Raw genomic sequence first — 24839 nt, 5'->3', positions numbered from 1 at the left:
GGGGAGTACGCATGAAATTTGTGATCGTAACGGGCCTGTCCGGCGCGGGCAAATCAATGGCCGTCAACGCGCTGGAAGATATTGGTTTTTTCTGCATCGATAACATCCCGGTGGCACTGCTGCCCCGTATCGTGGACTTTGCCCTGCAAGGCGAAAACCAGCTGAACCGCGTGGCTGTCGTGATGGACGTGCGCGGCGTGCGCAGCAGCGAGCAGCTGGAACAGGCGCTCTCCGACCTGGACGCCCGTAAGTTCGAGTATGAGATCCTCTTCCTCGACGCCAACGACGCGGTCATCCAGCGCCGCTATAAGGAGACCCGCCGCCAGCACCCCATCACCATCAGCGAAAAGCTGCCCATCACCGAGGCCATCGCCCGGGAGCGCCGCCTGCTGCAGCCGCTGCGGGCACGGGCGCAGTATGTCATCGATACCTCGCTGCTCAGCACCGCCCAGAACAAGGAGCGGGTGTGCAGCCTGTTTCTGGACCACGGCGAAAGCCCGATGGCCCTCACGGTGGTGTCCTTCGGTTTCAAGTACGGACTGCCCCAGGAGGCAGACCTTGTGCTGGATGTCCGATGCCTGCCCAACCCGTTCTACGTGCCGGAGCTGAAAAATCTCACCGGTCTGGATCAGGAAGTGGTGGACTACGTCATGGCTGCCCCCGAATCTCAGGAGCTGCTGCGCCGCTATGAGAGCATGCTGGAATACGCCCTGCCGCTCTACGTCAAGGAGGGCAAAAGCCAGCTGATGATCGCGGTGGGCTGCACCGGCGGCAAGCACCGCTCCATCACCTTTGCACGCAAGATCGGCGAGTTCTGTGAAAAACTGGGCTACGAGCCCAGCGTACAGCACCGCGACGCCAAGCGCACCCTGTAAAAAATAAAATTTACGCTTTATCGGGAGTTTTATGAGCTTCTCACAAGATGTAAAAAACGAGATCCTGCGCCATAGGATCTCCAAACCATGCTGCTCTGTGGCCGCCGCCTATGCGGTGGCCTGTTTTGGTAAATACTTCGATGACCGCGGCATCGTTCTGCAAACCGAGAACGAAGGCGTGGCTGCCTTTGCCCAAAAGCTGTACCGCCGCTGCGGCATCCGGGGGGATGTGCTGCGCAAGGAGCGCCCCACCGGCCCGGTGTTTGAGTTCAGCGTCAAGGATGTGGTGGAGGTCGAGCGCCTGCTGGAGCTTTTCGGCCACACCGGCAAGGAACCGACCCTGCGCATCCGGCCGGAGAACTTCAAGTGCCAGCACTGCGTGCAATCCTTCATCGCTGCAGCGTTTCTTTGCTGTGGTACGATGACCGACCCGGAGAAGAGCTACAATTTGGAGTTCCTCTCCACTCGGCACTATCTCTCCCAACAGTTGGAGGCCATGCTGGCCGAGCACGACTTCAACCCCCATCGCGCCCTGCGCAAGGGAGCCAACACGGTCTATATCAAATCGGCCGACCATATCGAGGATCTGCTCACCTTCATGGGGGCGGGCAACGCCGCCATGCGTATCATGGACCAGCGCATGTACAACGATATGCGCAATAAGACCAACCGCCTTTCCAACTGTGAGACCGCTAACCTGGGCAAAAGTGTCCAAGCCGCCGTGCAGGTGCAGCTGGCCATTGAAAAGCTGCAGGCCGCCGGTGCCATGAGCACCCTGCCGGAAAATCTGCGCCTGACCGCCAAACTGCGGATGCAGTACCCCGACCTGCCGCTGGCCAAGCTGGCCCAAAAGTTTGACCCTCCTGTTAGCAAGGCGGGGCTGTCCCACCGCTTAAAACGCATCCAAGAGGCCGCCCGCCGCCTGGACGAAACCGCTGAATCCGAAAAGCCCACACGAGCCGAAAGCACTAAGGAAACTTGACCATGCCTGAAACCACCCAAAGACAATTTACCCACCTGCATGTGCATACCGAGTACAGTCTGCTGGACGGCGCCTGCCGTATTGACCGCCTGTTTGACCACCTCAAAGCCATGGGGCAGACGGCCTGCGCCATCACCGATCACGGCGTTATGTACGGCTGTGTGGCGTTTTTTGATGCAGCCAAGGCCGCAGGCATCAAGCCTATCATCGGCTGTGAGGTCTATGTAGCCACCCGCACCCGCTTTGATAAGGTCAACCGCATCGACGGCAACAACCACCTGATCCTGCTGTGCAAAAACGAGATGGGCTACAAAAACCTTATCAAGATGGTCTCCGCCGGCTTTACTGAGGGTTTTTACTCCAAGCCCCGCATCGATAAGGACCTGCTGGAACAGCACCACGAGGGATTGATCTGTCTGTCCGCCTGCCTGGCGGGCGAGATCCCCCAGGCCATCCTGGCAGGGGACTATGAGCGTGCAAAACAGGCCGCGCTTTACTACCGCGACCTTTTCGGCGAGGGCAACTATTATATCGAACTGCAGGACCACGGCCTGGAGGAAGACCAGGTCGTCCTGCCCCAGCTCATCCGATTGGCCCGGGAGACTGGCATCCCCATGGTCGCTACCAACGACGCCCACTACATTACCAAAGAGGACGCCAAGATGCAAAGCATCCTGCTCTGCATTCAGACCGGTAAGACCATCGCCGACGCCGACCGCATGGAATTCCAGACCGATGAGTTTTACCTCAAAAGCACCGACGAGATGTACGACCTCTTCGCGATGGTGCCGGAAGCCTGCGAAAACACCAACAAAATTGCGGAACAGTGCAATTTTGAGTTCACCTTCGGCGAGACGAAACTGCCGTACTTCAAAGCCCCCGATGGCATGGAGAACCAGGAATACTTCGAGAAGCTTTGCTGGGAGGGACTCGAGCGCCGCTACCCCGGCGAAGTCACCGACGCGCTGAAAGAGCGCCTTTCTTATGAGATCAACGTCGTCAAAACGATGGGCTACACCAACTACTACCTCATCGTCTACGACTTCATCAACTACGCCAAAAGCCGAGATATTCCCGTCGGTCCCGGCCGTGGTTCCGGCGCGGGCAGCCTGGCGGCTTACTGTGTCGGCATTACCGACATCGACCCCATCCGCTACAACCTCATCTTTGAACGCTTCCTGAACCCGGAGCGTGTTTCAATGCCCGACTTCGACGTCGACTTCTGCTATGAGCGCCGCCAGGAGGTCATCGACTACGTCAACGAAAAGTATGGCCGCGACCATGTGGCCCAGATCGTCACCTTTGGTACGATGGCCGCCCGCGCCGCCGTGCGCGATGTGGGCCGCGTGATGGGCATGACCTACCAGGACGTGGACCGCGTGGCCAAGCTCATCCCCATGGAGCTGAAGATGACGCTGAAAAAGGCGCTGGAGGTCAGCCCCGACCTGAAAGCCCTTTATGACGGTGACAATCAGGTGCATGAACTCATCGACACTTCGTTAAAAGTCGAGGGCATGCCCCGCCATGCCTCCACCCACGCCGCAGGCGTCGTCATTACCCGTGAACCGGCCACCGAGTACGTGCCCCTGTCCACCAACGACGGCCTGCCGGTCACCCAGTTCAACATGGTGGAGATCGAGCGCCTGGGCCTGCTGAAGATGGACTTCCTGGGCCTGCGCACCCTCACCGTCATCCACGATACCGAGATGGCCGTCCGCCACACCAAGGACCCGGATTTCCGGGTGGCCAACATTGACTACGACGACCCCGCCACCTACGAGATGCTGACCCGCGGCGAGACGATGGGCATCTTCCAGCTTGAATCTACCGGCATGACCCAGGTGCTGATGAGCATGCGCCCGAAAAACCTGGAAGATGTCATCGCCCTGATCTCGCTGTATCGCCCCGGCCCGATGGATTCCATCCCAACGTATTTGCGCAACAGAAAGGACCCGTCCAAGGTCGTTTACCAGACCCCGCAGATGGCCCACATCGTGGATGTGACCAACGGTGTCGTCATTTATCAGGAGCAGGTCATGCAGATCTGCCGTGAGCTGGCAGGCTTCAGCTTCGGCCAGGCCGACAATGTGCGCCGCGCTATGAGCAAGAAAAAGCTCAAGGTCATGGAGGCCGAGCGCGAACATTTTGTCCATGGATGCACCGAGCCGGGCAAGGAGTGCGCTGGCTGCGTCAAAAACGGCATCCCAGAGGCAGTGGCAAACCAGATCTACGATGATATGATCAGTTTTGCCTCCTACGCCTTCAACAAGTCCCACGCGGCCTGCTACGCCTACGTGGCCTTCCAGACAGCCTACCTCAAGTGCCATTACCCCCACGAGTTCATGGCCGCCCTGCTGACCAGTGTGCTCGATAATACGTCGAAAGTTATCGAATATACTTCCGAGTGCCAGCGCTTGGGCATCAAGGTCCTGCCGCCGGACATCAACGTCTCCCGCGGAGGCTTCACCGTAGATGGCGACAGCATCCGCTTCGGTCTCAACGCCGTCAAAAGCGTGGGCCGCAACCTGATCGATTCGGTGGTAAAGGAGCGCAAAAACCGCCCCTACCGCAGCCTGTACGATTTCTGCAAGCGGCTGCACGGCAACGAACTGAATCGCCGCGCGCTGGAAAACCTCATCAAGGCAGGCTCCTTCGATGCGCTGGAGCCCAGCCGCCGCGCTATGATCGACAGCGCCGAGGGCATCCTGAAAAGCGTCGAGACCGACGCCCGCCAAAACCTGGAAGGCCAGATGGACCTTTTCGGCATGATGGGCGGGGAACAGGAGCGGGCCGCCAGCGATTACAAGATCCCCAACACGCCGGAATATCCCGCCGGCGATCTGCTCAAAATGGAAAAAGAGGTCTCTGGCCTCTACCTGTCCGGCCACCCGCTGGACGCCTACCGCGCCCAGATCAGCCAGATCTCCACCTGCACCATCGCCGACCTGCAGGGCGAGGACGCCAAACGTTTTGACAACCAGAACGTCACGATTCTTTGTACGGTCGTCAAAAATAAGATCATGACCACTAAGTCCAACACGCTGATGGCCTTTACCACCGTCGAGGATCTGACCGGTACGATGGAACTGCTGATCTTTCCGCGGGTGCTGGCCGAGTGCCGCGCTGCCCTGCAGGAAAACGCCGTCGTCGTGGCCAACGGCCGCGTCTCTGTAAAAGAGGAAGAAGCCGCCCGCCTAATCGTCGAGGGGGTGCAGCCCACCGAGCACTACGACCCGAGCCAATCTTTCGGTAAAAACCGGGTAGAAAAAGTCCGCCGCGAGACCGGCGGGGGAGAGACCGCCGGCTATTTCCTGACGGTGCCCAGCCGCCAGGGCCCGGAGATGCACAAGGTGGAAAACCTGCTGTGCAACATCTTTGACGGCGGCGCTACCAAGGTCTATTTCCGCTTTGCGGACACCGGTCAAAAGGTGCTGGCCCGCCATATGGCCATCAAGGATGACCCGCTGTTGCGCGCCGAATTGGAACGCATTTTGGGTAAAGATCATGTAAAAGTTCAGACGGCTGAACAAAATGCAAAATAAATCCATGCACTTTGCAAGAATTATCCATAATCTAGACGCTGGAGTTGTGCTATAATGGATACGTCACAGAGATTGTTAAAAATTTATTCTAGCTTCTGGCAATGTGGCGCAATGTGCCCAAAATAGGAGGGGCTTGTTTTATGGCTAAGGAAATTAAAACCATCGGTGTTCTGACCAGCGGCGGTGACGCCCCCGGCATGAATGCCGCCGTTCGCGCAATCGTTCGCGCTGGCATCAGCAAAGGTTACCGCATGATGGGTATCCAGCGTGGCTACAACGGTCTGATCAATGGCGAAGTTTACGAAATGAACGTCCGCAGCGTATCGGAGATCATCCACCGCGGCGGCACGATCCTCTATACGGCACGCTGCTTGGAGTTCAAGACCCAGGAAGGCCAGGCTAAGGGCCTTGCCCGCTGCAAAGAACTGGGCATCGACGCACTGGTCGTCATTGGAGGCGACGGCTCCTTCATGGGTGCCCGTGCGCTGGCCAACCAGGGCATCCCCTGCATCGGCCTGCCCGGCACCATCGATAACGACATTGCCTGCAGTGAATACACCATCGGTTACGACACGGCCATGAACACTGCTGTCGAGGCTATCGATAAACTGCGCGACACTACCCAGAGCCACGACCGTTGCAGCGTCGTTGAGGTTATGGGCCACCACGCCGGTTATATTGCCCTGAATGTCGGCATCGCTACCGGCGCTGTCGCTGTCCTGCTGCCGGAGATCCCCTTCGACTTCGAGCGCGACATCCTGCAGCGCATGCGCCAGACCCAGGTCACTGGCAAGAAGCACTTCATCATCATCGTGTCCGAGGGCGTCATCGGTGCCCAGGAGCTGGCCAATCAGATCCAGGCTGCTACCGGTGTCGACTCCCGCGCAACCGTTCTGGGCCACATTCAGCGCGGCGGTTCTCCCACGGTGCGTGACCGCGTCAACGCTTCTCTGATGGGCTACCACGCCATCGACCTGCTCGATAAGGGCATCTACAACCGCGTTGTCGCCGTCTCCGGCGATAAGATCGTCGACTACGATGTCAATGTGGCCCTCTCGATGCACAAGACCATCGACCGCGACATGATCGAGATCGCAAACGCCATCTCCATCTGAGCATCCCAATTCAAATAATTCGCACAAGCCCGCACAAAATTGCAAAAAACACTTGCAATTTGCGCGGGCTTGTGGTATTATACTACGGCAATACACACGCATTGCGTTGTTTTTTTGTGCGCTTTTTTCGTTAAAGCGTTAGAAAACATAAAACGCCATGCGGAGGGTAAAACTAAATTTATTGGAGGATTTTTTACTATGGCAGTCGTATCTATGAAACAGCTTCTCGAAGCAGGTGTCCACTTCGGTCACCAGACCCGTCGTTGGAACCCCAAGATGGCTAAGTACATCTTCACCGAGCGCAACGGCATCTACATCATCGACCTGCAGAAGACCGTTAAGAAGCTGGATGAGGCTTACAACTTCGTGCGCGACACCGCTGCTCAGGGCGGCGAGATCCTGTTCGTCGGCACCAAGAAGCAGGCTCAGGATTCCATCCGTGACGAGGCTACCCGCTGCGGCATGCACTACGTCAACGCTCGTTGGCTGGGCGGCATGATGACCAACTTCCGCACCATCCGTAAGCGCATCGATCGTATGGAGCAGCTGAAGACCATGCAGGCCGACGGCACCTTCGATCTGCTGCCCAAGAAGGAAGTTGTCAAGCTCGAGCTCGAGATGGAGAAGCTGGACAAGTACCTGGGCGGCGTCAAGAACATGAAGGCCCTGCCGAAGGCTATGTTCATCGTTGACCCCCACAAGGAGCGCATCGCTGTCTCCGAGGCCCGCAAGCTGAACATCCCCATCGTTGCTATCGTTGATACCAACTGCGATCCCGATGAGATCGATTACGTGATCCCCGGCAACGACGACGCTATCCGCGCTGTCAAGCTGATCTCCGGTGCCATGGCCAGCGCTGTTCTGGAAGGCAAGCAGGGCGTCCAGGAGGCTCCCGCCGCTGAGGAGAAGACCGAGGCCTGATCCCCGTGTGCCCGGAACACCTATTAGTATAAGACAGAAAGGACAAGAGAGATTATGGCTATTTCTGCAAAAGACGTTATGGAACTGCGTAAGCAGACCGACTGCGGCATGATGGAGTGCAAAAAGGCTCTGACCCAGGCTGACGGCGACTTCGAGAAGGCAATCGAGATCCTGCGTGAGCAGGGCCTGGCTGCTGCCAACAAGAAGGCCGGCCGTATCGCCGCTGAGGGCATGGTCTATGCCGTTTCTTTCGACAACTGCGCTGTTGTCGTTGAGGTCAACGCCGAGACCGACTTCGTTGCCAAGAACGATAAGTTTGTTGAGTTCACCAAGAACCTGGCTAAGGTTGTTGCTGACGAGAACCCCGCCGACGTTGAGGCCCTGATGGCCTGCAAGATGGGCGAGGGCACCGTTGACGATGCCCTGAAGGCTCTGATCCTGGTCATCAAGGAGAACATCAAGGTTCGCCGCTTTGCCCGTTACGAGGGTCATTGCGCTGCTTACGTCCATGGCGGCGGCACCCACGGTGTCATCGTCAAGTTCGAGACCAGCGACGAGGTTGCTGCTAAGCCCGAGTTCGCTGCTTTCGGCAAGGACATTGCTATGCAGATCGCTGCTGCTAACCCCAGCTACCTGAACGAGTCCGATGTTCCGGCCGACGTTCTGGCTAAGGAGAAGGAGATCGTTCTGGCCCAGATGGCTAACGATCCCAAGACCGCCAACAAGCCCGACGCCATCAAAGAGAAGATGGCCATCGGCAAGCTGGGCAAGTTCTACAAGGAGAGCTGCTTGGTCGATCAGGCTTTCATCAAGGACGGCGGCATCGACGTCAAGAAGTACGTTGCTGATACCGCTAAGGCTCTGGGCGGCGAGATCACCATCGCTTCTTACACTCACTTCACCAAGGGTGAGGGTTTGGAGAAGCGCAACGAGGACTTCGCTGCTGAAGTCGCTGCTGCCATTAAGGGCTAATCTGATTTTTCAGAGTTAACATGCAGAATAAGGCATGCTGCGTTTTATAATGCAGCATGCCTTTTTTGCGCCCGCCTTGCAATGCGGGCACAAATCGGGTACAATACAGGTAAAACAGGGGCCAAGCCCCATAAGGATGGTTCACCATAATGGCGGAATTTTCTCCCAAATTTAAAGAAGCACTGAGCCTGGTGCAGAAACCGGGCCGCTATACCGGCGGCGAGCCGGGCAGCGTGTATAAAGATAAAGACAAAGTGGATGTCCGCATGGCGTTCTGCTTCCCGGATACCTACGAGATCGGCATGTCCTTTTTGGGCGAGAAGATCTTGTACGACATCCTCAACCGCCACGAAAACTGGTGGTGCGAGCGTGCCTTCATGCCCTGGACCGACATGAAGGAGCAGATGGAGCGCCTGGACATTCCACTCTACTGCCTGGAAAGTAAAGACCCGCTGACGGATTTCGACATCATCGGCTTCTCGTTGGAATACGAACTTTGCTATACCAACATCCTGGCCATGCTGCGCCTGTCAGGCATCCCGCTGCGCGCTGCAGACCGTGACGGCAGCTGGCCGCTCATTATCGCGGGCGGCCCCTGCGTCTGCAACGCTGAGCCGATGGCGGATTTCTTCGACGTCATGCAGCTGGGTGAGGGTGAGCAGATGCTGCAGGACATCTGTGCCGCCGTGGAGCAGGGCAAAAAACAGGGGTGGACGAAAGAACAGCTGCTGCTGGAAATGGCTAAGATTCCCGGCGTCTACATCCCGTCTTTCTACGATGTAACGTATAAGGAGGACGGCCGCATCGAGGCCGTCAAGCCCAACCGCCCCGGCGTGCCTGCACGTGTCACCAAGGCCATCGTCAAAAATATGGACGACTATGAGCCGCCTAAAAACTTTGTGGTGCCTCTGGTCGGCGCCGTGCAGGACCGCGCCTGCGTCGAGGTGCTGCGCGGCTGTGTGCGCGGCTGCCGGTTTTGCCAGGCAGGCCAGCTGTACCGTCCCTTCCGCGAGCGCAGCCCCAAGCTTATCAGCGAGAGCGCCCGCCAGCTTTGCCGCAACACCGGCTATGACGAGCTGAGCCTTTCGAGCCTTTCCACCTCCGACCATTCCCGGCTGGAGGACATCCTGGATGAACTGAACAGCTGGGCTGAGGCCGACCACGTCAGCCTGTCGCTGCCCTCGCTGCGCGTGGACAACTTCTCCCAATCACTGGTGGAGAAAACCACCAAGGTGCGCAAGAGCGGCCTGACCTTTGCGGCCGAAGCCGGCACCCAGCGCCTGCGGGATGTCATCAACAAAAACGTCACCTGGGAGCAGATCGAGCGCGGCTGCCGCATCGCTTTCTCCGAGGGCTACACCTCAGTTAAGCTCTACTTCATGATGGGCCTGCCCACCGAGACGATGGAGGACATCAAAGGCATCGCTGACACCGCCCAGCAGGTGGTCGACCTGTTCTATACCATCCCCGACCGTCCGAAAGGCAAGGGCGTCCAGGTCACCATCAGTGTGGCCTGCTTCGTGCCCAAGCCGGACACCCCGTTCCAGTTCTGCGCCCAGGATCGACGTGAGGAACTGCGGGAAAAGCAGAAATATCTGCTTAGCTGTGTACATTCCCGCAAGATCAAGGTCAACTACCACGATTCCACCACCAGTGTGCTGGAGGGCGTCTTCGCCAAGGGCGACCGCCGCCTTGGTAAGGTCATCGAGACCGCCTTTGAGAATGGCGCCTTCTTCGATACCTGGGAGGAATATTTCGACTACGACCGCTGGATGAACGCCTTTGCTGCCTGCGGCATCGACCCGGACTTCTACAACTACCGCACCATCGGCCTGGACGAGGTCACGCCCTGGGACCACCTGGACGTAGGCGTCACCAAGGCCCACCTGGTGCGGGAGTACAACAAGGCGCTGGCTGCCCAGACGACCCAGCCCTGCAACCGCCAGTGCAGTGCCTGCGGTGCCAATAAACTGATCGGAGGTCCCTGCTTTGACTACAGTAAGAATCTTCTTTGAGAAATGCGGGGAGGCCGCCTACATCTCGCTGCTGGATCTGCAGCGGGTGTTCCACCGTATCTTAAAAATGAGCGATCTGCCGGTGTATTACACCCAAGGCTATAACCCGCACATCTACCTGTCCTTTTCCTGTCCGCTATCTTTAGGACAGGAGAGTCTGTGCGAAAGCTGCGAGGTCAAGACCGAGCAGGAGATGATCGACGGTGAGGCTTGGAAAAACGCTTTGCAGCCGTTGATGCCCCGCGGCATCGTCATTACCAAAGTGGCCCCGGCTGTGGAGAAGGTCGCCGAGATCGAAACGGCTGTCTACGCCGTCACAATGCCAAAAAGCGGCCTGGCTGCCATCGAGGCTTACAACAATGCTGAGCAGGCAGAGGTCACCAAAAAGACCAAGCGCGGCCAGAAAACGCTGGACCTCAAGCAGTATTTGAGCCATATCGACTGCGAGGAAGCCGGGGACAACATCGCGTTCTCGGTCAAGCTGCCATGCGGCAGCGGAGAAGCACTGAACCTGAATCCCTCGCTGCTGATGGACTTTTTACAGCAGCACGGCGGCGCACCCATCTGGCAGTGCCGTGTCCTGCGCACGCATCTTTATAACGAATCAGGCGTGGATTTTGAGTAAGTGATATTGCACAGAAAAAACCGGCGCTGATTCCGCATTTTTGCCGGATTTTTACCCGGCAATTTGTGGAAACCCACTTGCCAAACCACTGCCAAGATGCTATAATACTAAAGCGTTAGTGCCGCCGAGCCATCGGCGGGATAATGACAAATCATTATACAGGCGGTCCTCTGACGAAACATTCGTGTATGAACGTCGCAAAAACATGGAGGAATTCATAACATGGACGCAATCAAGCATTTTACCGAGGGTATGATCAAAGAGAACAAGCCCCAGTTCGAAGTCGGCGACACCGTTCGCGTCTCCGTCCGTATCAAGGAAGGCGACAAGGAGCGTATCCAGGCTTTCGAGGGTACCGTTATTGCTAAGAAGCATGGCGGCATCGCTGAGACTTTCACCGTCCGCCGTACTTCCTACGGTGTCGGCGTTGAGCGTGTGTTCCCGGTCAACAGCCCGTTCGTTGAGAAGGTCGAGGTCGTTCGCCGCGGCAAGGTCCGTCGTGCGAAGCTCTTCTACCTGCGCGAGCGCACCGGCAAGGCCGCCAAGGTCAAGGCACGCATCTGAGCATACTGCAAAAAAAGGGGAGGACGGTTGGCGTTCTCCCTTTTTTCGTATTTTTGCATCTAAGGAGGGTGGCAGCCCATGGCAATGCCCTTTAAAGACCGCTATAAACGCAACAAAGACATTTTAGAATGGTACGATGCCCTCGCCGTGGCCGTGGCGGTCATTGCGCTGGTATTCACCTTCGGCCTGCGGGTCGTGCAGGTGGATGGCCACTCGATGCAGCCCACGCTGTTAAATGGCGAGCGCCTGCTGATGACGCCGCTGAAGACCCCGGATTATGGCGACGTCGTCATCGTGGACAGCTACATCCCGTATGGCAAGCCGCTGGTCAAGCGGGTCATCGGCAAAGCGGGGGATACCATCGACATCGACTTTACCGCCGGTATCGTCTACCGCAATGGAGAAGCCCTGGACGAGCCCTACACCGCCGAGCCTACGTATACGTATGAGGGGATGGACTTCCCCCTGACCGTGCCGGACAACTGCCTGTTCCTGATGGGCGATAACCGCAACGGGTCCAAAGACAGCCGCAGCACCGATATTGGCTGCGTCGACACGCGGGACATCCTGGGCACGGCCCTGTGGCGCATCCTGCCTTTCAGTAAAATAGGAGCTGTGCAATGAGCCAGAGTGACATCATCAACAGCCGTCAGATCCAGTGGTTCCCCGGTCACATGACCAAGACCCTGCGCCTGATGGAAAAAGAGATCCGCAATGTGGACTGCGTTTTGCAGATCCTCGACGCGCGTATCCCGCTTTCCAGCCTGAACCCAGAGATCGAGCGGATCACGGCGGGCAAGCCCCACCTGTATATCCTCAATAAGGCCGACCTGGCTGACCCCGAGATCACCAAGCAGTGGCTGGCCTATTTTAAAAGTGCCGGGGCTGGCTGCCTGGCCATGGATTCCAAGCAGCGGGGCCGCGCCACCGCCGCCAAAGGCCCCATCGAGAAAGAGCTTTCTGCCCTGATGGCCCGCCGCCGCAACCGCGGCATGGTGGGTGCCGCCATCCGCGTGATGGTGGTGGGCATCCCCAACGTGGGCAAGTCCACTTTCATCAACTCCTTCGCAGGCACCACCCGCGCCAAAGCTGCCAACAAGCCCGGTGTCACCCGCGGCAAGCAGTGGATCTCCGTCGATAACTTCGACCTGATGGACATGCCCGGTGTGCTGTGGAAGAAGTTTGACTCGCTGGAAACAGCCTCCAACCTCGCCTTCATCGGCTCCATCCGCGACGACATCCTTGACATCGAGGAGCTGGCCTGCGGCTTGCTTTCCAGCGTGCGGGGCATCTACCCGGAGCAGCTGTTGGCCCGCTACAAGCTGGACGAGAGCGCACTGGAACTGCCGCCCTACGATCTTTTGCAGGCCATCGGCGCTAAGCGCGGCATGCTGATCTCCGGCGGCGAGGTGGATACCGAGCGCGCCGCCAAGATGCTGGTGGGGGAGTTCCGCGCCAGCAAGTGGGGCCGTCTCTCGCTGGAGCGCCCGCCCCACCGCGATACCGCAGAGGAGGTGGACGACTATGCCGAAGACGACTTCCTCGAAGACGACCCGGACTTCACGGACGACGAAGACTAAGCCATCCAGTGATTCCCTTTACGCCTTTGACGCCGAAAAGCGCGCCGCCCATGGTGTTATCTGCGGCGTAGACGAAGCGGGCCGCGGCCCCTTGTGCGGGCCGGTCTGCTGTGCCGCCGTCATCCTGAACCCGGATAACCCCATCGAGGGGGTCAACGACTCCAAAAAGCTGACCGAGAAGCGCCGCGAGGCTTTGTTTGACGAGATCACCCGCTGCGCCCTTGCCTATAAGATCGTCTTCATCACGCCACAGGAGATCGACGAGCGCAATATCCTCTGGGCTACTATGGACGGCATGGCGCAGGCAGTAGCAGGGCTGGACCTCCGGCCGGATCATGTGCTCATCGATGGCAATCGCTGCCCGCCCGGCCTTGCCCAGACGGCAGAATCCGTCGTCAAGGGCGATGCCAACAGTGCGTCCATCGCGGCAGCATCCATCTTGGCCAAGGTCAGCCGTGACCGCTACATGCTGGAACTGGACAAGCAGTACCCCCAGTACCAGCTGGCCAAACACAAAGGCTATCCCACCAAGCTGCATTATGAGCTGATCGCCCGGTACGGCATCCAGCCCTTTTACCGCCGCAGCTTTTTGAAAAAGCAGGGCTACTGGCATGACTGAGAACATCGGCCGTAAAGGCGAGGCCCTGGCTGCCAAGTACTACATGCACCGCGGTTACCTGCTGTTAAACCACAACTACCGCACCCGCATGGGGGAACTGGACCTTGTTTTGTATAAAGACGGCCAGCTCGTCTTTGCCGAGGTCAAGACTCGGGCGGGCCGCATGCTGGATGCCCCGGCCGCGGCCGTGGATGCCCGCAAACAGCGCCGCCTGATTTTAGCGGCTCAATACTACCTGCAGCACAGCCCTTATGCAGACGCCAGCATCCGCTTTGACGTGGTGGAAGTTACCCCCGCAGGCGATGCCTGGCAGATCCATTGTATCCCGGATGCGTTCCAATGCTAAGGCGGCAATGCCCCAAAGCTGGAATATAGAGGTTTTATAAAGGTCTAAAAAATAGGAGGGTTTTCGATATGCAGTTTCAGAGTACCAGAGATTCCGCACTCCGTGTTTCTTCGTCCGAGGCGATCGTGCGCGGTTTGGCACCCAAAAGCGGCCTGTTTGTGCCGGAATCCTTCCCCAAAGCAGATTTGGAAAACTGGAAGTCCCTGCCGTACCCGGCCCTGGCCGAACAGGTACTCAAAGGTTTCCTGACCGATTACAGCGCCGACTTCCTGCACAGTGCCACTGCAGCCACCTACGGTGAGGCGTTCGGCGGCAAGGCAGGCGAGACCGTCAAGGTCGGCGACGGCGTCTACGCGCTGGAACTGTGGCATGGCCCCACCTGCGCGTTCAAGGATTACGCCCTGCAGCTGATGCCCAAACTGCTGGTCGAAGCCAAAAAGAACCTGGGCCGCACCGAGACCACCCGCATTTTGGTGGCAACTTCCGGCGATACCGGCAAGGCTGCCTTGGCCGGTTATGCGGATCTGGACGGCATTGAGATCGAGGTCTTTTATCCCAACGCCGGCACTAGCGAGATCCAGCATTTGCAGATGGCTACCCAGAAGGGCGATAACGTCCAGGTCTACGCCGTCGAGGGTAACTTCGACGACGCTCAGACCGGCGTAAAGCGCGTCTTTGCCGATGAGTCCGTTGCCGCCGAGCTGGAAGCCCGCCACATCCGCCTGTCCAGCGCCAACTCCATCAACTGGGGCCGCCTGGTGCCGCAGATCGTCTACTACTTCTACGCCTACTTCCGCCTGGCGGAGCAGGGCGCTGTCGCATGGGGCAAGCCTGTTGATTTCTGCGTGCCCACTGGCAATTTTGGCGACATTCTGGCCGGTTACTACGCCAAACAGATGGGTCTGCCCGTGGGTAAGCTGATCTGTGCCTCCAACAAGAATAACGTCCTGACGGACTTTATCAAGACCGGCACCTATGATGCCCGCCGCACCTTCTACAAGACTACCTCGCCGTCCATGGACATCCTGATCTCCTCCAACCTCGAGCGCCTGCTGCTGCACACCAGCGGCAGTGCCGAAAAGGTCGAGGGCTGGATGCAGGAACTGGCCGCCACCGGCAAGTACACCGTGGATGCCGAGACGCTGGCGAAAATTCAGGCCAGCTTCGCCGCCGGTTACGCCGATGACGCTGCCGGTGCCGCCGAGATCCGCGCACGCTTTGAGCGCGACGGCTACCTCTGCGACACCCACACAGCCGTGGCGTTCCATGTGGCCGAAGCCAACCGCAGCGACGCGCCGATGGTGGTGCTCTCCACCGCCAGCCCGTTCAAGTTCCCGCGTGATGTACTGGCCGCTCTGGGCGAGACCGCCCGGGAAAGTGACTTTGCCGCTATGGCCGCGCTGACCGCCAAGACCGGCGCCGCGGCCCCGGCCAGCCTGCGTGAACTGGATAAACTGCCGGTACGCTTCAACACCGTCATCGAGCCTGCAGAGATCCGCGCCGCAGCCCTGCGCTGAGCTACCGCAATTTTATGAAAGGGGGGCGTGTATGGCCCTGTTTGTGATCGGAGACCTGCACCTCTCCTTAGGGGCAGATAAACCCATGGATATCTTTCCCGGCTGGGAGGGGTATCTGCCCAGACTCGAAGCCAACTGGCGCAAACTCATCAGCCCCGGGGATACCGTGGTGCTGGCGGGGGATACCAGCTGGGCCATGAACCTGAACGATACCAAAGCCGACTTTGCCTTTATCCAGAACCTGCCGGGCCAGAAATGGCTGCTGAAGGGCAACCACGACTACTGGTGGACCACCACCCGTAAGATGGACAAATTTCTGGTGGATTCCGGCTTCGATACGCTGCATATCCTGCATAACAATGCCTGCATCATAGGCGATACGGCCCTCTGCGGCACCCGCGGCTGGCCTTTTGACGATGCAGCTGCCCAAGGGGAAAAGCTGATGGCGCGGGAGGCCGGCCGTCTGCGGATGAGCCTGCAGGCAGCGGGGGACACACCCCGCAAAATCGCCTTTCTGCATTACCCGCCGGTTTACCCCGGTGCCAGCGCGAAGGAACTGGTGGAGGTGCTGCAGGAGTTCGGTGTGACTGAATGTTATTATGGTCATCTGCACGGAAAATCGATTCGTTACGCTGTGCAGGGAACGGTGGACGGTATCGCCTACCGCCTGATTTCGGCGGATGGTCTGGCGTTCTGCCCCTATAAAATCGGCTGAAACCCGGCAAAACCGTCATTTTCTTCGGAAAATGAGCTCTGATTTGTTAAAATTTTCAAAACAGGGCTGGTATTCTTGGCGGGAACATGCTATAATAACTTGTATTTTTATGTACATTTATTTTTGGAGGAATTTATAAATGAAACTGATTTCCTGTGAAAAGCTCGAAAAGAGCATGGTCGAACTGCAGTTCTCTATTGACGCGGAGACCTTCAAATCCGCCGTCAACGCCGCTTTCAAGCGCGAGGGCAAGAAGTACGCCATCCCCGGCTTCCGCAAGGGCAAGGCTCCCAAGGCTATGATCGAGAAGATGTACGGCAAGGACCTGTTCCAGTACGACGCCATCAACGACCTGTTCCCCGAGAACTACGAGGCTGCCGTTAAGGAAGCCAACATCGAAGTTGTTGGCCGTCCCGATGCCGAGGTCGTTTCCATGTCTGAGGACGAGGGCGCTACCCTGAAGGTCAAGGTTGCCGTCAAGCCCGAGGTTGAGCTGGGCGAGTATGCCGGTTTAACTGTCAACAAAGATGTCAAGACTGTTGACGAGGCCGATGTTGACGCTGAGATCAAGCGCATGCAGGACCGCAACGGCCGTCTGCTGACCCGTGAGGGAGCTGCCGAGAACGGTGACACTGTGGATATCGACTTCGAGGGCTTTGTCGATGGCGTTGCTTTCGACGGCGGCAAGGCTGAGCACTATTCTCTGGTGCTGGGCAGCGGTTCCTTCATCCCCGGATTCGAGGAGCAGGTCGTTGGCCACAAGGCCGGTGAGGAGTTTGACGTCAACGTCAAGTTCCCCGAGGAGTATCAGGCTGAGGAGCTGGCTGGCAAGGACGCCACCTTCAAGATCAAGCTGCACGAGGTCCAGTACAAGGAGCTGCCCGAACTGGATGACGATTTCGCCAAGGACGTCAGCGAGTACGACACTCTGGACGAGCTGAAGGACTCTATCCGCAAGGGTATCCAGGCTAACCACGAGAAGCAGGCTGACCAGAAGGTCGAGAACGATCTGATTGACCAGGTCGTCAACAACATGAAGGCCGACATCCCCGATGCCATGATCGACTCCCGCATCGAGGAGCTGGTTCAGGACTTCCAGTACCGCATCTCCCAGCAGGGCCTCAAGCTCGAGCAGTACCTGCAGTACATGGGCATGACCATGGAACAGTTCAAGGAGCAGTTCCGTGAGCAGGCCGACAAGCAGGTCAAGATGCGTCTCGCCATGGAGGCTGTCGTTGCCAAGGAGAGCATCGAGGCTACCGAGGAAGAGTTCGAGGCCGAGATCAAGCGCATTGCCGATGCTTACCAGATGGAGGCTGACAAGGTCAAGAGCCTGGTCGACGCTGCTGCCGTCAAGAAGGATCTGGCTGTCAACAAGGCTATCGACTTCGTGAAGTCCAAGGCTAACATCGTTGCCGGTGCTGCCGAGGAGAAGAAGCCCGCCAAGAAGACCACCCGCAAGACCACCAAGAAGGCTGCCGCCAAGAAGGACGAGGAGCCGAAGGAAGAGGAAAACAAGGGCGAGTGATCTCCCGCGTTTTCTGAACTAAAGATGTAAAAGGGCCGATACGGTGCGCATCTGCCGCCGTATCGGTTCTTTGGTAACCCCTATTTTACCTGTTAAGGAGGGAAAACCCCATGAGCCTTGTACCCTATGTTGTCGAACAAACTGCTCGCGGTGAGCGCAGCTACGATATTTTTTCGCGACTGCTCAATGACCGTATTATCGTGCTGAGCGAGGATGTCAACTCCTCCTCTGCCAGTGTGATCGTTGCCCAGCTGCTGTATCTGGAAGGCCAGGACCCGGAGAAGGACATTTACTTCTACATCAACAGCCCCGGCGGCTCCATCTCGGACGGTATGGCAATCCACGATACCATGAACTATATCAAGTGCGATGTCTCCACCATCTGCGTGGGCATGGCTGCCTCGATGGGCGCTTTCCTGCTGGCAAGCGGCACCAAGGGCAAGCGTTTCGCCCTGCCTAACTCCGAGATCCTGATCCACCAGCCGCTCATCGGCGGCCAGGGCATCTCCGGCCAGACCACGGACATTCAGATCCACGCCAACCACATGGTGCACATCCGCAACAAGATGAACACCCTGCTCAGCCAGTATACCGGCCAGCCGCTGGAGACTATCCAGAAGGACACCGAGCGTGATAACTATATGACGCCCGAGCAGGCAAAGGCCTATGGCCTGATCGACGAGATCCTCTATAAACACTGATTCGGGGGAAGAACATGGCAAATCAAACGTCCGGCAAGGACGGAAAAGGACGCGAGATGCGCTGCAGTTTCTGCGGCCGCTCCCAAAATGAGGTCGAACAGCTGCTGATCGGCCCCGGCGTCAATATCTGCAACGAGTGCATCGACATGTGCCATAACATGCTGTACAAAGATGGCGAGAACCCGCCGCCTCCGCGCGCCGGGGCCTCCCGCCGCCAGCAGGCACAGCCCGGTGCAGCCCAGTCACGCTATGATACCGACCCGCTCGCAAGCGTCAATATCCTTACTCCCGCTGAGATCAAGGCTGGGCTGGATCAGTACGTCATCGGGCAGGACGATGCCAAGCGTGTGCTGGCAGTCTCCGTGTACAACCACTACAAGCGCATCCTCTCCGGCCAGCAGACTGGCGTGGAGCTGCAAAAATCCAACGTGCTGATGCTGGGCCCCTCCGGTACCGGCAAGACCCTGCTGGCCCAGACTTTGGCCAAGATGCTCAACGTGCCGTTTGCTATTGCCGACGCCACCACCCTGACTGAGGCTGGCTACGTGGGCGAGGACGTGGAGAATATCCTGCTCAAGCTGATCCAGGCGGCAGATTTCGACATCCCCAAGGCCGAGATCGGCATCATCTATGTGGACGAGATCGACAAGATCACCCGCAAGAGCGAGAACCCCTCCATCACCCGCGATGTCGGCGGCGAGGGCGTTCAGCAGGCATTGCTGAAAATCGTTGAGGGGACTGTCAGCAACGTGCCGCCCAACGGCGGCCGTAAGCACCCGCAGCAGGAGTTCATCCAGATCAACACCAAGAACATCCTCTTCATTTGCGGTGGCGCCTTCGATGGTCTGGAGAAGCTCATCCAGAAGCGTACCGATAACGCCTCCCTGGGCTTTGGCAGCCAGCTGCGTACAACGTTGGATAAAGATGAGACCCGCCAGAAGCTGCTGAAGAAGGTCGAGCCCGACGATTTGGTCAAGTTTGGCCTGATCCCCGAGCTGATCGGCCGTCTGCCGGTCGTCACCGTGCTGGACCCGCTGGACGAGGATGCCCTGGTCCGCGTGCTGACCGAGCCGAAAAACAGCCTGGTGCGCCAGTACAAAGAACTGCTGCATCTGGATAACGCCGAGCTGGTCTTTACCGATGCAGCCCTGCATGCCATCGCCCGCAAGACGGTGGAGCGCAAGAGCGGTGCGCGCGGTCTGCGCAGCGTGGTCGAAGATCTGCTTATTCCCATCATGTACGACATCCCCTCTGATGCCACCATCACCAAGGTGACCATCGACGAGGATACCGTCAACGGGGGAGAGCCGCATGTCGAGCACGGCATTATGCGCCCGCGGTACAAAAATATCGCAATGAAACAATAAGGGGTAACACCACACAATTCCAAAGCACCGCTCCGGCGGCTGCGGCATGCTATCTGTGTTGCAAAAATGCTCGGTAATACACAAAGTATTACCTGCGCTTTTTGCTTAGCAGCTGGCATACCTCGCTCGCCGTATCGGCACTTAGAATTGTGCGGTGTTGCCCAATTACGGTAGGAATGGTAAAACATCCCTACCGTATTTTTTGTTCACAAAAATTTTATAGTGAAACCTCTTGATTTTTGTATGCGAAGTGGTTATTATATATTTAGCACTCAGAGAGAATGAGTGCTAAACTAAAATCTTCAAAGAGAAATCTTTATTAGGAGGAAATTTCACTATGAAAATCAAACCTCTTGCAGACCGTGTTGTCATCAAACTGGTTGAAGAAGAAGAGACCACCAAGGGCGGCTTGATCCTGTCCGGCTCCGCCAAAGAGAAGCCCCAGGTTGCTGAGGTCATCGCAGTCGGCCCCGGCGGCAACGTCGACGGCAAGGAAGTCGAGATGATCGTCAAGGTCGGCGATAAGGTCCTGACCAGCAAGTACTCCGGCACTGAGGTCAAGGTCGACGGTGAAGAGTGCACCATCGTCCGCCAGAGCGACATCCTCGCTGTGGTTGAGTAATTTTCAGACTTTTCCATTTTGATATAAAAGGAGCGATTCTTTATGGCTAAACAGATCAAACAGGGCGAGGACGCCCGTAAAGCACTTTGCGCAGGCATCGACCAGCTGGCCGATACCGTTAAGGTCACCCTGGGTCCCAAGGGCCGCAACGTGGTGCTGAGCAAGAAGTTCGGCAGCCCGCTCATCACCAACGATGGCGTTACCATCGCCAAGGAGATCGAACTGAAGGATGAGTTCGAGAACATGGGCGCACAGCTCGTTCGCGAAGTCGCCACCAAGACCAACGATGCAGCTGGTGACGGCACCACCACCGCCACCGTTCTGGCCCAGGCTCTTGTCACCGAGGGCATGAAGAACGTTACCGCCGGTGCCAACCCCATGGACATCAAGCGCGGCATGCAGAAGGCTGTCGCCGCCGCTGTTGCCTCCGTTAAGGAGCACAGCCAGAAGGTCAACGGCAGCAAGGACATCGCCCGTGTTGGCACTGTCTCTGCCGGCGACGCTGAGATCGGCCAGCTGATCGCTGACGCAATGGAAAAGGTCACTGCCGATGGCGTTATCACCATCGAGGAGAACAAGACCACTGCCGAGACCTACACCGAGGTCGTCGAAGGTATGCAGTTCGACCGCGGCTACGTGACCCCCTACATGGTCACCGACACCGAGAAGATGGAGACCGTCTACGACGATTGCTCCGTCCTGATTACCGACAAGAAGATCAGCGTCTTCCAGGACGTCGTTCCTCTGCTGGAGCAGGTCATCCAGTCCGGCCGTAAGCTGCTGATCATTGCTGAAGATGTAGAGGGCGATGCCCTGTCCAACCTGATCATCAACCGTCTGCGCGGCGGCCTGAATGTCGTTGCCGTCAAGGCTCCCGGCTTCGGCGATCGCCGTAAGGAGATGCTGCAGGATATCGCTATCCTGACCGGCGGTACCGTCATCAGCAGCGACCTGGGCTATGAGCTGAAGGATGCAACCATGCAGCTGCTGGGCACGGCCCGCCAGGTCAAGGTCACCAAGGAGAACACCACCATCGTTGGCGGTGCCGGTGACAAGCAGGCCATTGCTGACCGCGTGGCTCAGATCCGCAGCCAGATTGTTTCCGCTACCTCTGACTTCGACCGTGAGAAGCTGCAGGAGCGCCTGGCTAAGATGGCCGGCGGTGTTGCCGTCATCAAGGTCGGTGCTGCTACCGAAGTTGAGATGAAGGACAAGAAGCTCCGCATCGAGGACGCCCTGAACGCCACCAAGGCTGCCGTTGAAGAGGGCATCGTTGCTGGCGGCGGCACGGCTACCATCAACGCTATCCCCGCTGTTGACAAGGTCGTTAACGAGCTGGAAGGCGACGAGCGCACCGGCGCTAAGATCGTCCGCAAGGCTCTGGAGGCTCCTCTGCGCCAGATCGCCAAGAACGCTGGCCTGGAAGGCAGCGTCATCATCGACAACATCCTGAAGGCTAACAAGGCCAACTACGGCTTCGATGCCCAGAAGGAAGAGTATGTTGAAGATATGATTGAGGCCGGCATCGTCGATCCGACCAAGGTCACCCGCTCCGCTCTGGAGAATGCTGCCAGCGTTGCAGCCATGGTCCTGACCACCGAGAGCCTGGTCGCAGATCTGCCCGAGCCGCCGGCCCCCGCCGCCCCTAACCCCGACATGGGCGGTATGTACTAAGCGGTACAGACCCCATAAATAACGAATAAGCCCGGCATCCGCCGCAAACGGATGCCGGGCTTGTGTTTGTATTTTGCCCCGCTCTGTGCTATACTAAATAAATCTTACATTTTTGTGCAAAGGGGGACAGCGCCATGAAGAAACACGCCAAATATCTGGTCCTGGCCGTTACGCTGGGTATCATGGCGCTGATCTTCTTCTTCTCGTCCCAGCCGGGGGAGACATCCTACCAGCTCAGCGGGGCAGTGGCGGATACTGTGCAGCACAGCAAAGTTTCGGCCATCACGCCGTCCTGGTTCAGCGCGCAGAACTTCAACGCCAACATCCGCAAATGGGCGCACGTGTATATCTACTGCGCGCTGGGCGTCAGCATGGCGGTCACGGTGCACCTCTGGACACGGCGCATCGCCCTATGGCAGCAAGGCCTGCTGGCGGCAGCGCTCTGCACGCTGTACGCCATGTCGGATGAAATTCACCAATATTTCGTCCCCGCCCGCGCCATGCTGCTGACCGATGTAGGCATCGATGCCTTCGGCTTCCTGCCCTGCATCGCGGTGACTTGCATCATTATCTGGCTGCTGCAGCGCAGAAAAGCAAAACAATAATTGTTTGCCGCTCCCTCCACCCGGCCATACTAACCGGGGAAAGGGGGCGATTTTGTGTCATTGCGGCGGCTTACGGGATTGTGCTGTGTGCTGATGGTGCTGACGGCGGTCATTCTGGCGCGGGTGTACTGGGTAGGCACCGATACCACCTACGCGGCCAGCGCCGGGCGGCAGGCCACCCAAACCACAGAATTACCCCGCGCCCGCGGCAACTTCCTGGACCGCACCGACCGTCCGCTCACCGGCACCGATACCGCCCGCTACGCCCTCTGCGTCCCCGGCGACAACAGCTACTCCGCGCTGCTGCCCTACGTGTCCTACCAGGCGCAGACCCTGCTGTACGAGCGCCGCAATTCCACCAGCCCCTTTTTGGTCGAAATCGGCCAAACCGGTGCCCCGGCCAATGTACTGCTGCTGGACCAGCCCCGCCGTACGCTGCCCAGCCCCATTGCTGTGCACCTGCTGGGCTACCTCGACCAGGAAGGCCGCGGCGTCACAGGGCTGGAACGCGCCTGGGACGCTGTGCTGGCAAACTCCTGCGACCAGACCGCAGCCGTCTGCCGGACAACCGCCCGCGGGCGGCTGCTGGGCACCGGCACGCCGGAAATCATCACCGAGCAGCAGGGCACAGGCGCCCAGGTGCAGCTGACCCTCGACGCCGACATCCAGCGCTTGTGCGAAGGCCTGGCCCAGCTGTATATGCCCCGCGGCTGCATCCTCGTCATGGACACCGCCACCGGCGAGGTGTTAGCCAGCGTCAGCATGCCGGAATACGACCCCGACGACGTGGCCCGCAGCATCCGCGCCGATGATACTTCACTGGTCAACCGGGCGTTCTCCACTTTCAGCGTGGGTTCTGTGTTCAAGGTGGCGGCGGCGCTGGCCGCCTACGAGAATGGGCTCGATTGGTTCACCCATGATTGCACCGGCAGCATCGAGGTGGACGGCCAGACCTACCGCTGCGCCCTGGGCAAAGCCCACGACACGGTCAACCTGCGCGGTGCGCTGGAGCAAAGCTGCAACACCTACTTCGTCGCCCTGGGCCAGATCTTGGGCGGGCAGGCCCTGGGCACGGCGGCTGCCGAATTAGGCTTTGGCACCGCTGTGCCCATCGCTCCGGACCTGACCGCCAGCGCCGGGGTGCTGCCCACCGCCAAAGAACTGCAAAGCACCGGCCAGCTGGCGGTGTTCAGCTTCGGGCAGGGCAGCTTCACCGCCACGCCCCTGCAAATCACCGCCATGATGAACACCATCGCCGGCGGTGGCACCTACCACACGCCACGCTTCTGCTACGGCGTCACCGATGCAGACGGCACCCTCACCGACCCATTTCAACTCCCTGCGCCCCGCATCGTCTGTGATGCCGCCACCGCCAAAACCTTGCGCAGCATGCTGCAAAGCGTGGTCGAGGATGGCATCGGCCACGCCGCCAAACCCGCCGGCGGCACCGCCGCAGGCAAGACCGGCACCGCCCAGACAGGCCAGTTTGATGCAGCAGGGGACGAGCTGCTCAATTACTGGTTCAGCGGCTTCACCCCGGCGCAAACGCCGAAATATACCATCACGGTCTTGCAGGACGGCGTACTGGAACCCGAAACTTCCAGCGCCGCCCTCTTTGCCAAAATTGCCGAAGGCTTGCAAGTGATTGAACAGCCAGCATCCGATTGAATAAGAATGACCCCATTGCGCTAAACACCCGGAAAAACCAGTTGACAAGCCGTAAAAAGGGGCATATAATAGCTTTGTTAAAAGGAAAATGGCGATGAAAGGGCCAATGCCGATCAGGCCAGTCCATAGAGAGGATACCACTAGGTGAAAGGTATCCGGCTGTACCCCGGCAAAGCCACCCCGGAGCTTTCGGTATTTAAGCCGAGCGTAACTGCGGCGTTAACGCAGGTAAAGTGGCAGTGTGTCCATGCGGCACATTGCAAACCGGGTGGTACCACGGAAGCTT

General features: G+C 58.4%; 22 protein-coding genes. All 22 read left to right on the top strand.

Annotated features, from left to right (window positions below; all coding sequences use genetic code 11):
* Positions 1–11: 11 nt before the first annotated feature.
* Entirely contained in the window at positions 12–875 is an 864-nt protein-coding gene (rapZ, locus tag OGM81_13745; GenBank protein UYJ43365.1) for an RNase adapter RapZ, read from the top strand.
* 31 nt (positions 876–906) lie between these two features.
* Complete coding sequence (gene whiA / locus OGM81_13740) at positions 907–1857, top strand: DNA-binding protein WhiA (GenBank protein UYJ43364.1); 951 nt, start codon at positions 907–909, stop codon at positions 1855–1857.
* 2 nt (positions 1858–1859) lie between these two features.
* Positions 1860–5399, top strand: a complete 3540-nt coding sequence (locus OGM81_13735) for a DNA polymerase III subunit alpha (GenBank protein ID UYJ43363.1) — start codon at positions 1860–1862, stop codon at positions 5397–5399.
* Positions 5400–5539: 140 nt separating this feature from the next.
* The gene (gene pfkA, locus OGM81_13730) at positions 5540–6514 is read left to right on the top strand and encodes a 6-phosphofructokinase (GenBank protein UYJ43362.1); all 975 of its coding nucleotides are present in this window, start codon (positions 5540–5542) and stop codon (positions 6512–6514) included.
* A gap of 198 nt (positions 6515–6712) precedes the next feature.
* Positions 6713–7435, top strand: coding sequence for a 30S ribosomal protein S2 (gene rpsB / locus OGM81_13725; GenBank protein ID UYJ43361.1), 723 nt, complete (start codon positions 6713–6715; stop codon positions 7433–7435).
* A gap of 54 nt (positions 7436–7489) precedes the next feature.
* Positions 7490–8407 carry a translation elongation factor Ts gene (gene tsf / locus OGM81_13720; protein UYJ43360.1) on the top strand — a complete coding sequence of 306 codons (918 nt, stop codon included), beginning with the start codon at positions 7490–7492 and terminating at the stop codon, positions 8405–8407.
* Between the two features lie 149 nt (positions 8408–8556).
* Entirely contained in the window at positions 8557–10422 is a 1866-nt protein-coding gene (locus tag OGM81_13715; protein ID UYJ43359.1) for a TIGR03960 family B12-binding radical SAM protein, read from the top strand.
* The gene (locus tag OGM81_13710; GenBank protein ID UYJ43358.1) at positions 10397–11047 is read left to right on the top strand and encodes a TIGR03936 family radical SAM-associated protein; all 651 of its coding nucleotides are present in this window, start codon (positions 10397–10399) and stop codon (positions 11045–11047) included. Before OGM81_13715 ends, OGM81_13710 begins: the two co-directional genes overlap by 26 nt.
* A 222-nt stretch (positions 11048–11269) precedes the next feature.
* Positions 11270–11611 carry a 50S ribosomal protein L19 gene (gene rplS / locus OGM81_13705; protein UYJ43357.1) on the top strand — a complete coding sequence of 114 codons (342 nt, stop codon included), beginning with the start codon at positions 11270–11272 and terminating at the stop codon, positions 11609–11611.
* 84 nt (positions 11612–11695) lie between these two features.
* Positions 11696–12235, top strand: coding sequence for a signal peptidase I (gene lepB, locus OGM81_13700; protein UYJ45013.1), 540 nt, complete (start codon positions 11696–11698; stop codon positions 12233–12235).
* On the top strand, positions 12232–13191 hold the full coding sequence (gene ylqF, locus OGM81_13695) for a ribosome biogenesis GTPase YlqF (protein ID UYJ43356.1): 960 nt from the start codon (positions 12232–12234) through the stop codon (positions 13189–13191). The genes lepB and ylqF overlap by 4 nt, the downstream gene beginning before the upstream one ends.
* Positions 13136–13810, top strand: coding sequence for a ribonuclease HII (rnhB, locus tag OGM81_13690; protein ID UYJ43355.1), 675 nt, complete (start codon positions 13136–13138; stop codon positions 13808–13810). Before ylqF ends, rnhB begins: the two co-directional genes overlap by 56 nt.
* Complete coding sequence (locus OGM81_13685) at positions 13803–14156, top strand: YraN family protein (GenBank protein UYJ43354.1); 354 nt, start codon at positions 13803–13805, stop codon at positions 14154–14156. Before rnhB ends, OGM81_13685 begins: the two co-directional genes overlap by 8 nt.
* Before the next feature lie 68 nt (positions 14157–14224).
* Positions 14225–15673, top strand: coding sequence for a threonine synthase (gene thrC / locus OGM81_13680; GenBank protein ID UYJ43353.1), 1449 nt, complete (start codon positions 14225–14227; stop codon positions 15671–15673).
* 31 nt (positions 15674–15704) lie between these two features.
* Positions 15705–16388, top strand: a complete 684-nt coding sequence (locus tag OGM81_13675; protein ID UYJ43352.1) for a metallophosphoesterase — start codon at positions 15705–15707, stop codon at positions 16386–16388.
* A gap of 139 nt (positions 16389–16527) precedes the next feature.
* Positions 16528–17916 carry a trigger factor gene (gene tig / locus OGM81_13670; GenBank protein UYJ43351.1) on the top strand — a complete coding sequence of 463 codons (1389 nt, stop codon included), beginning with the start codon at positions 16528–16530 and terminating at the stop codon, positions 17914–17916.
* Between the two features lie 110 nt (positions 17917–18026).
* Complete coding sequence (locus tag OGM81_13665; GenBank protein ID UYJ43350.1) at positions 18027–18617, top strand: ATP-dependent Clp protease proteolytic subunit; 591 nt, start codon at positions 18027–18029, stop codon at positions 18615–18617.
* Positions 18618–18631: 14 nt separating this feature from the next.
* Entirely contained in the window at positions 18632–19984 is a 1353-nt protein-coding gene (gene clpX, locus OGM81_13660; protein UYJ43349.1) for an ATP-dependent Clp protease ATP-binding subunit ClpX, read from the top strand.
* Between the two features lie 337 nt (positions 19985–20321).
* Positions 20322–20606, top strand: coding sequence for a co-chaperone GroES (locus tag OGM81_13655; GenBank protein UYJ43348.1), 285 nt, complete (start codon positions 20322–20324; stop codon positions 20604–20606).
* Between the two features lie 42 nt (positions 20607–20648).
* The gene (gene groL / locus OGM81_13650; GenBank protein ID UYJ43347.1) at positions 20649–22280 is read left to right on the top strand and encodes a chaperonin GroEL; all 1632 of its coding nucleotides are present in this window, start codon (positions 20649–20651) and stop codon (positions 22278–22280) included.
* 134 nt (positions 22281–22414) lie between these two features.
* Entirely contained in the window at positions 22415–22885 is a 471-nt protein-coding gene (locus tag OGM81_13645; GenBank protein UYJ43346.1) for a VanZ family protein, read from the top strand.
* 54 nt (positions 22886–22939) lie between these two features.
* The gene (locus tag OGM81_13640) at positions 22940–24553 is read left to right on the top strand and encodes a penicillin-binding protein 2 (GenBank protein ID UYJ43345.1); all 1614 of its coding nucleotides are present in this window, start codon (positions 22940–22942) and stop codon (positions 24551–24553) included.
* The last annotated feature ends 286 nt before the right edge of the window (positions 24554–24839 follow it).

This window comes from Oscillospiraceae bacterium (assembly GCA_025758045.1).
Classification (GTDB): Bacteria; Bacillota; Clostridia; order Oscillospirales; family Ruminococcaceae; genus Gemmiger.
Note: the sequence above shows the minus strand (reverse complement) of the source record. Positions and strands in the feature narration are given on the sequence as shown.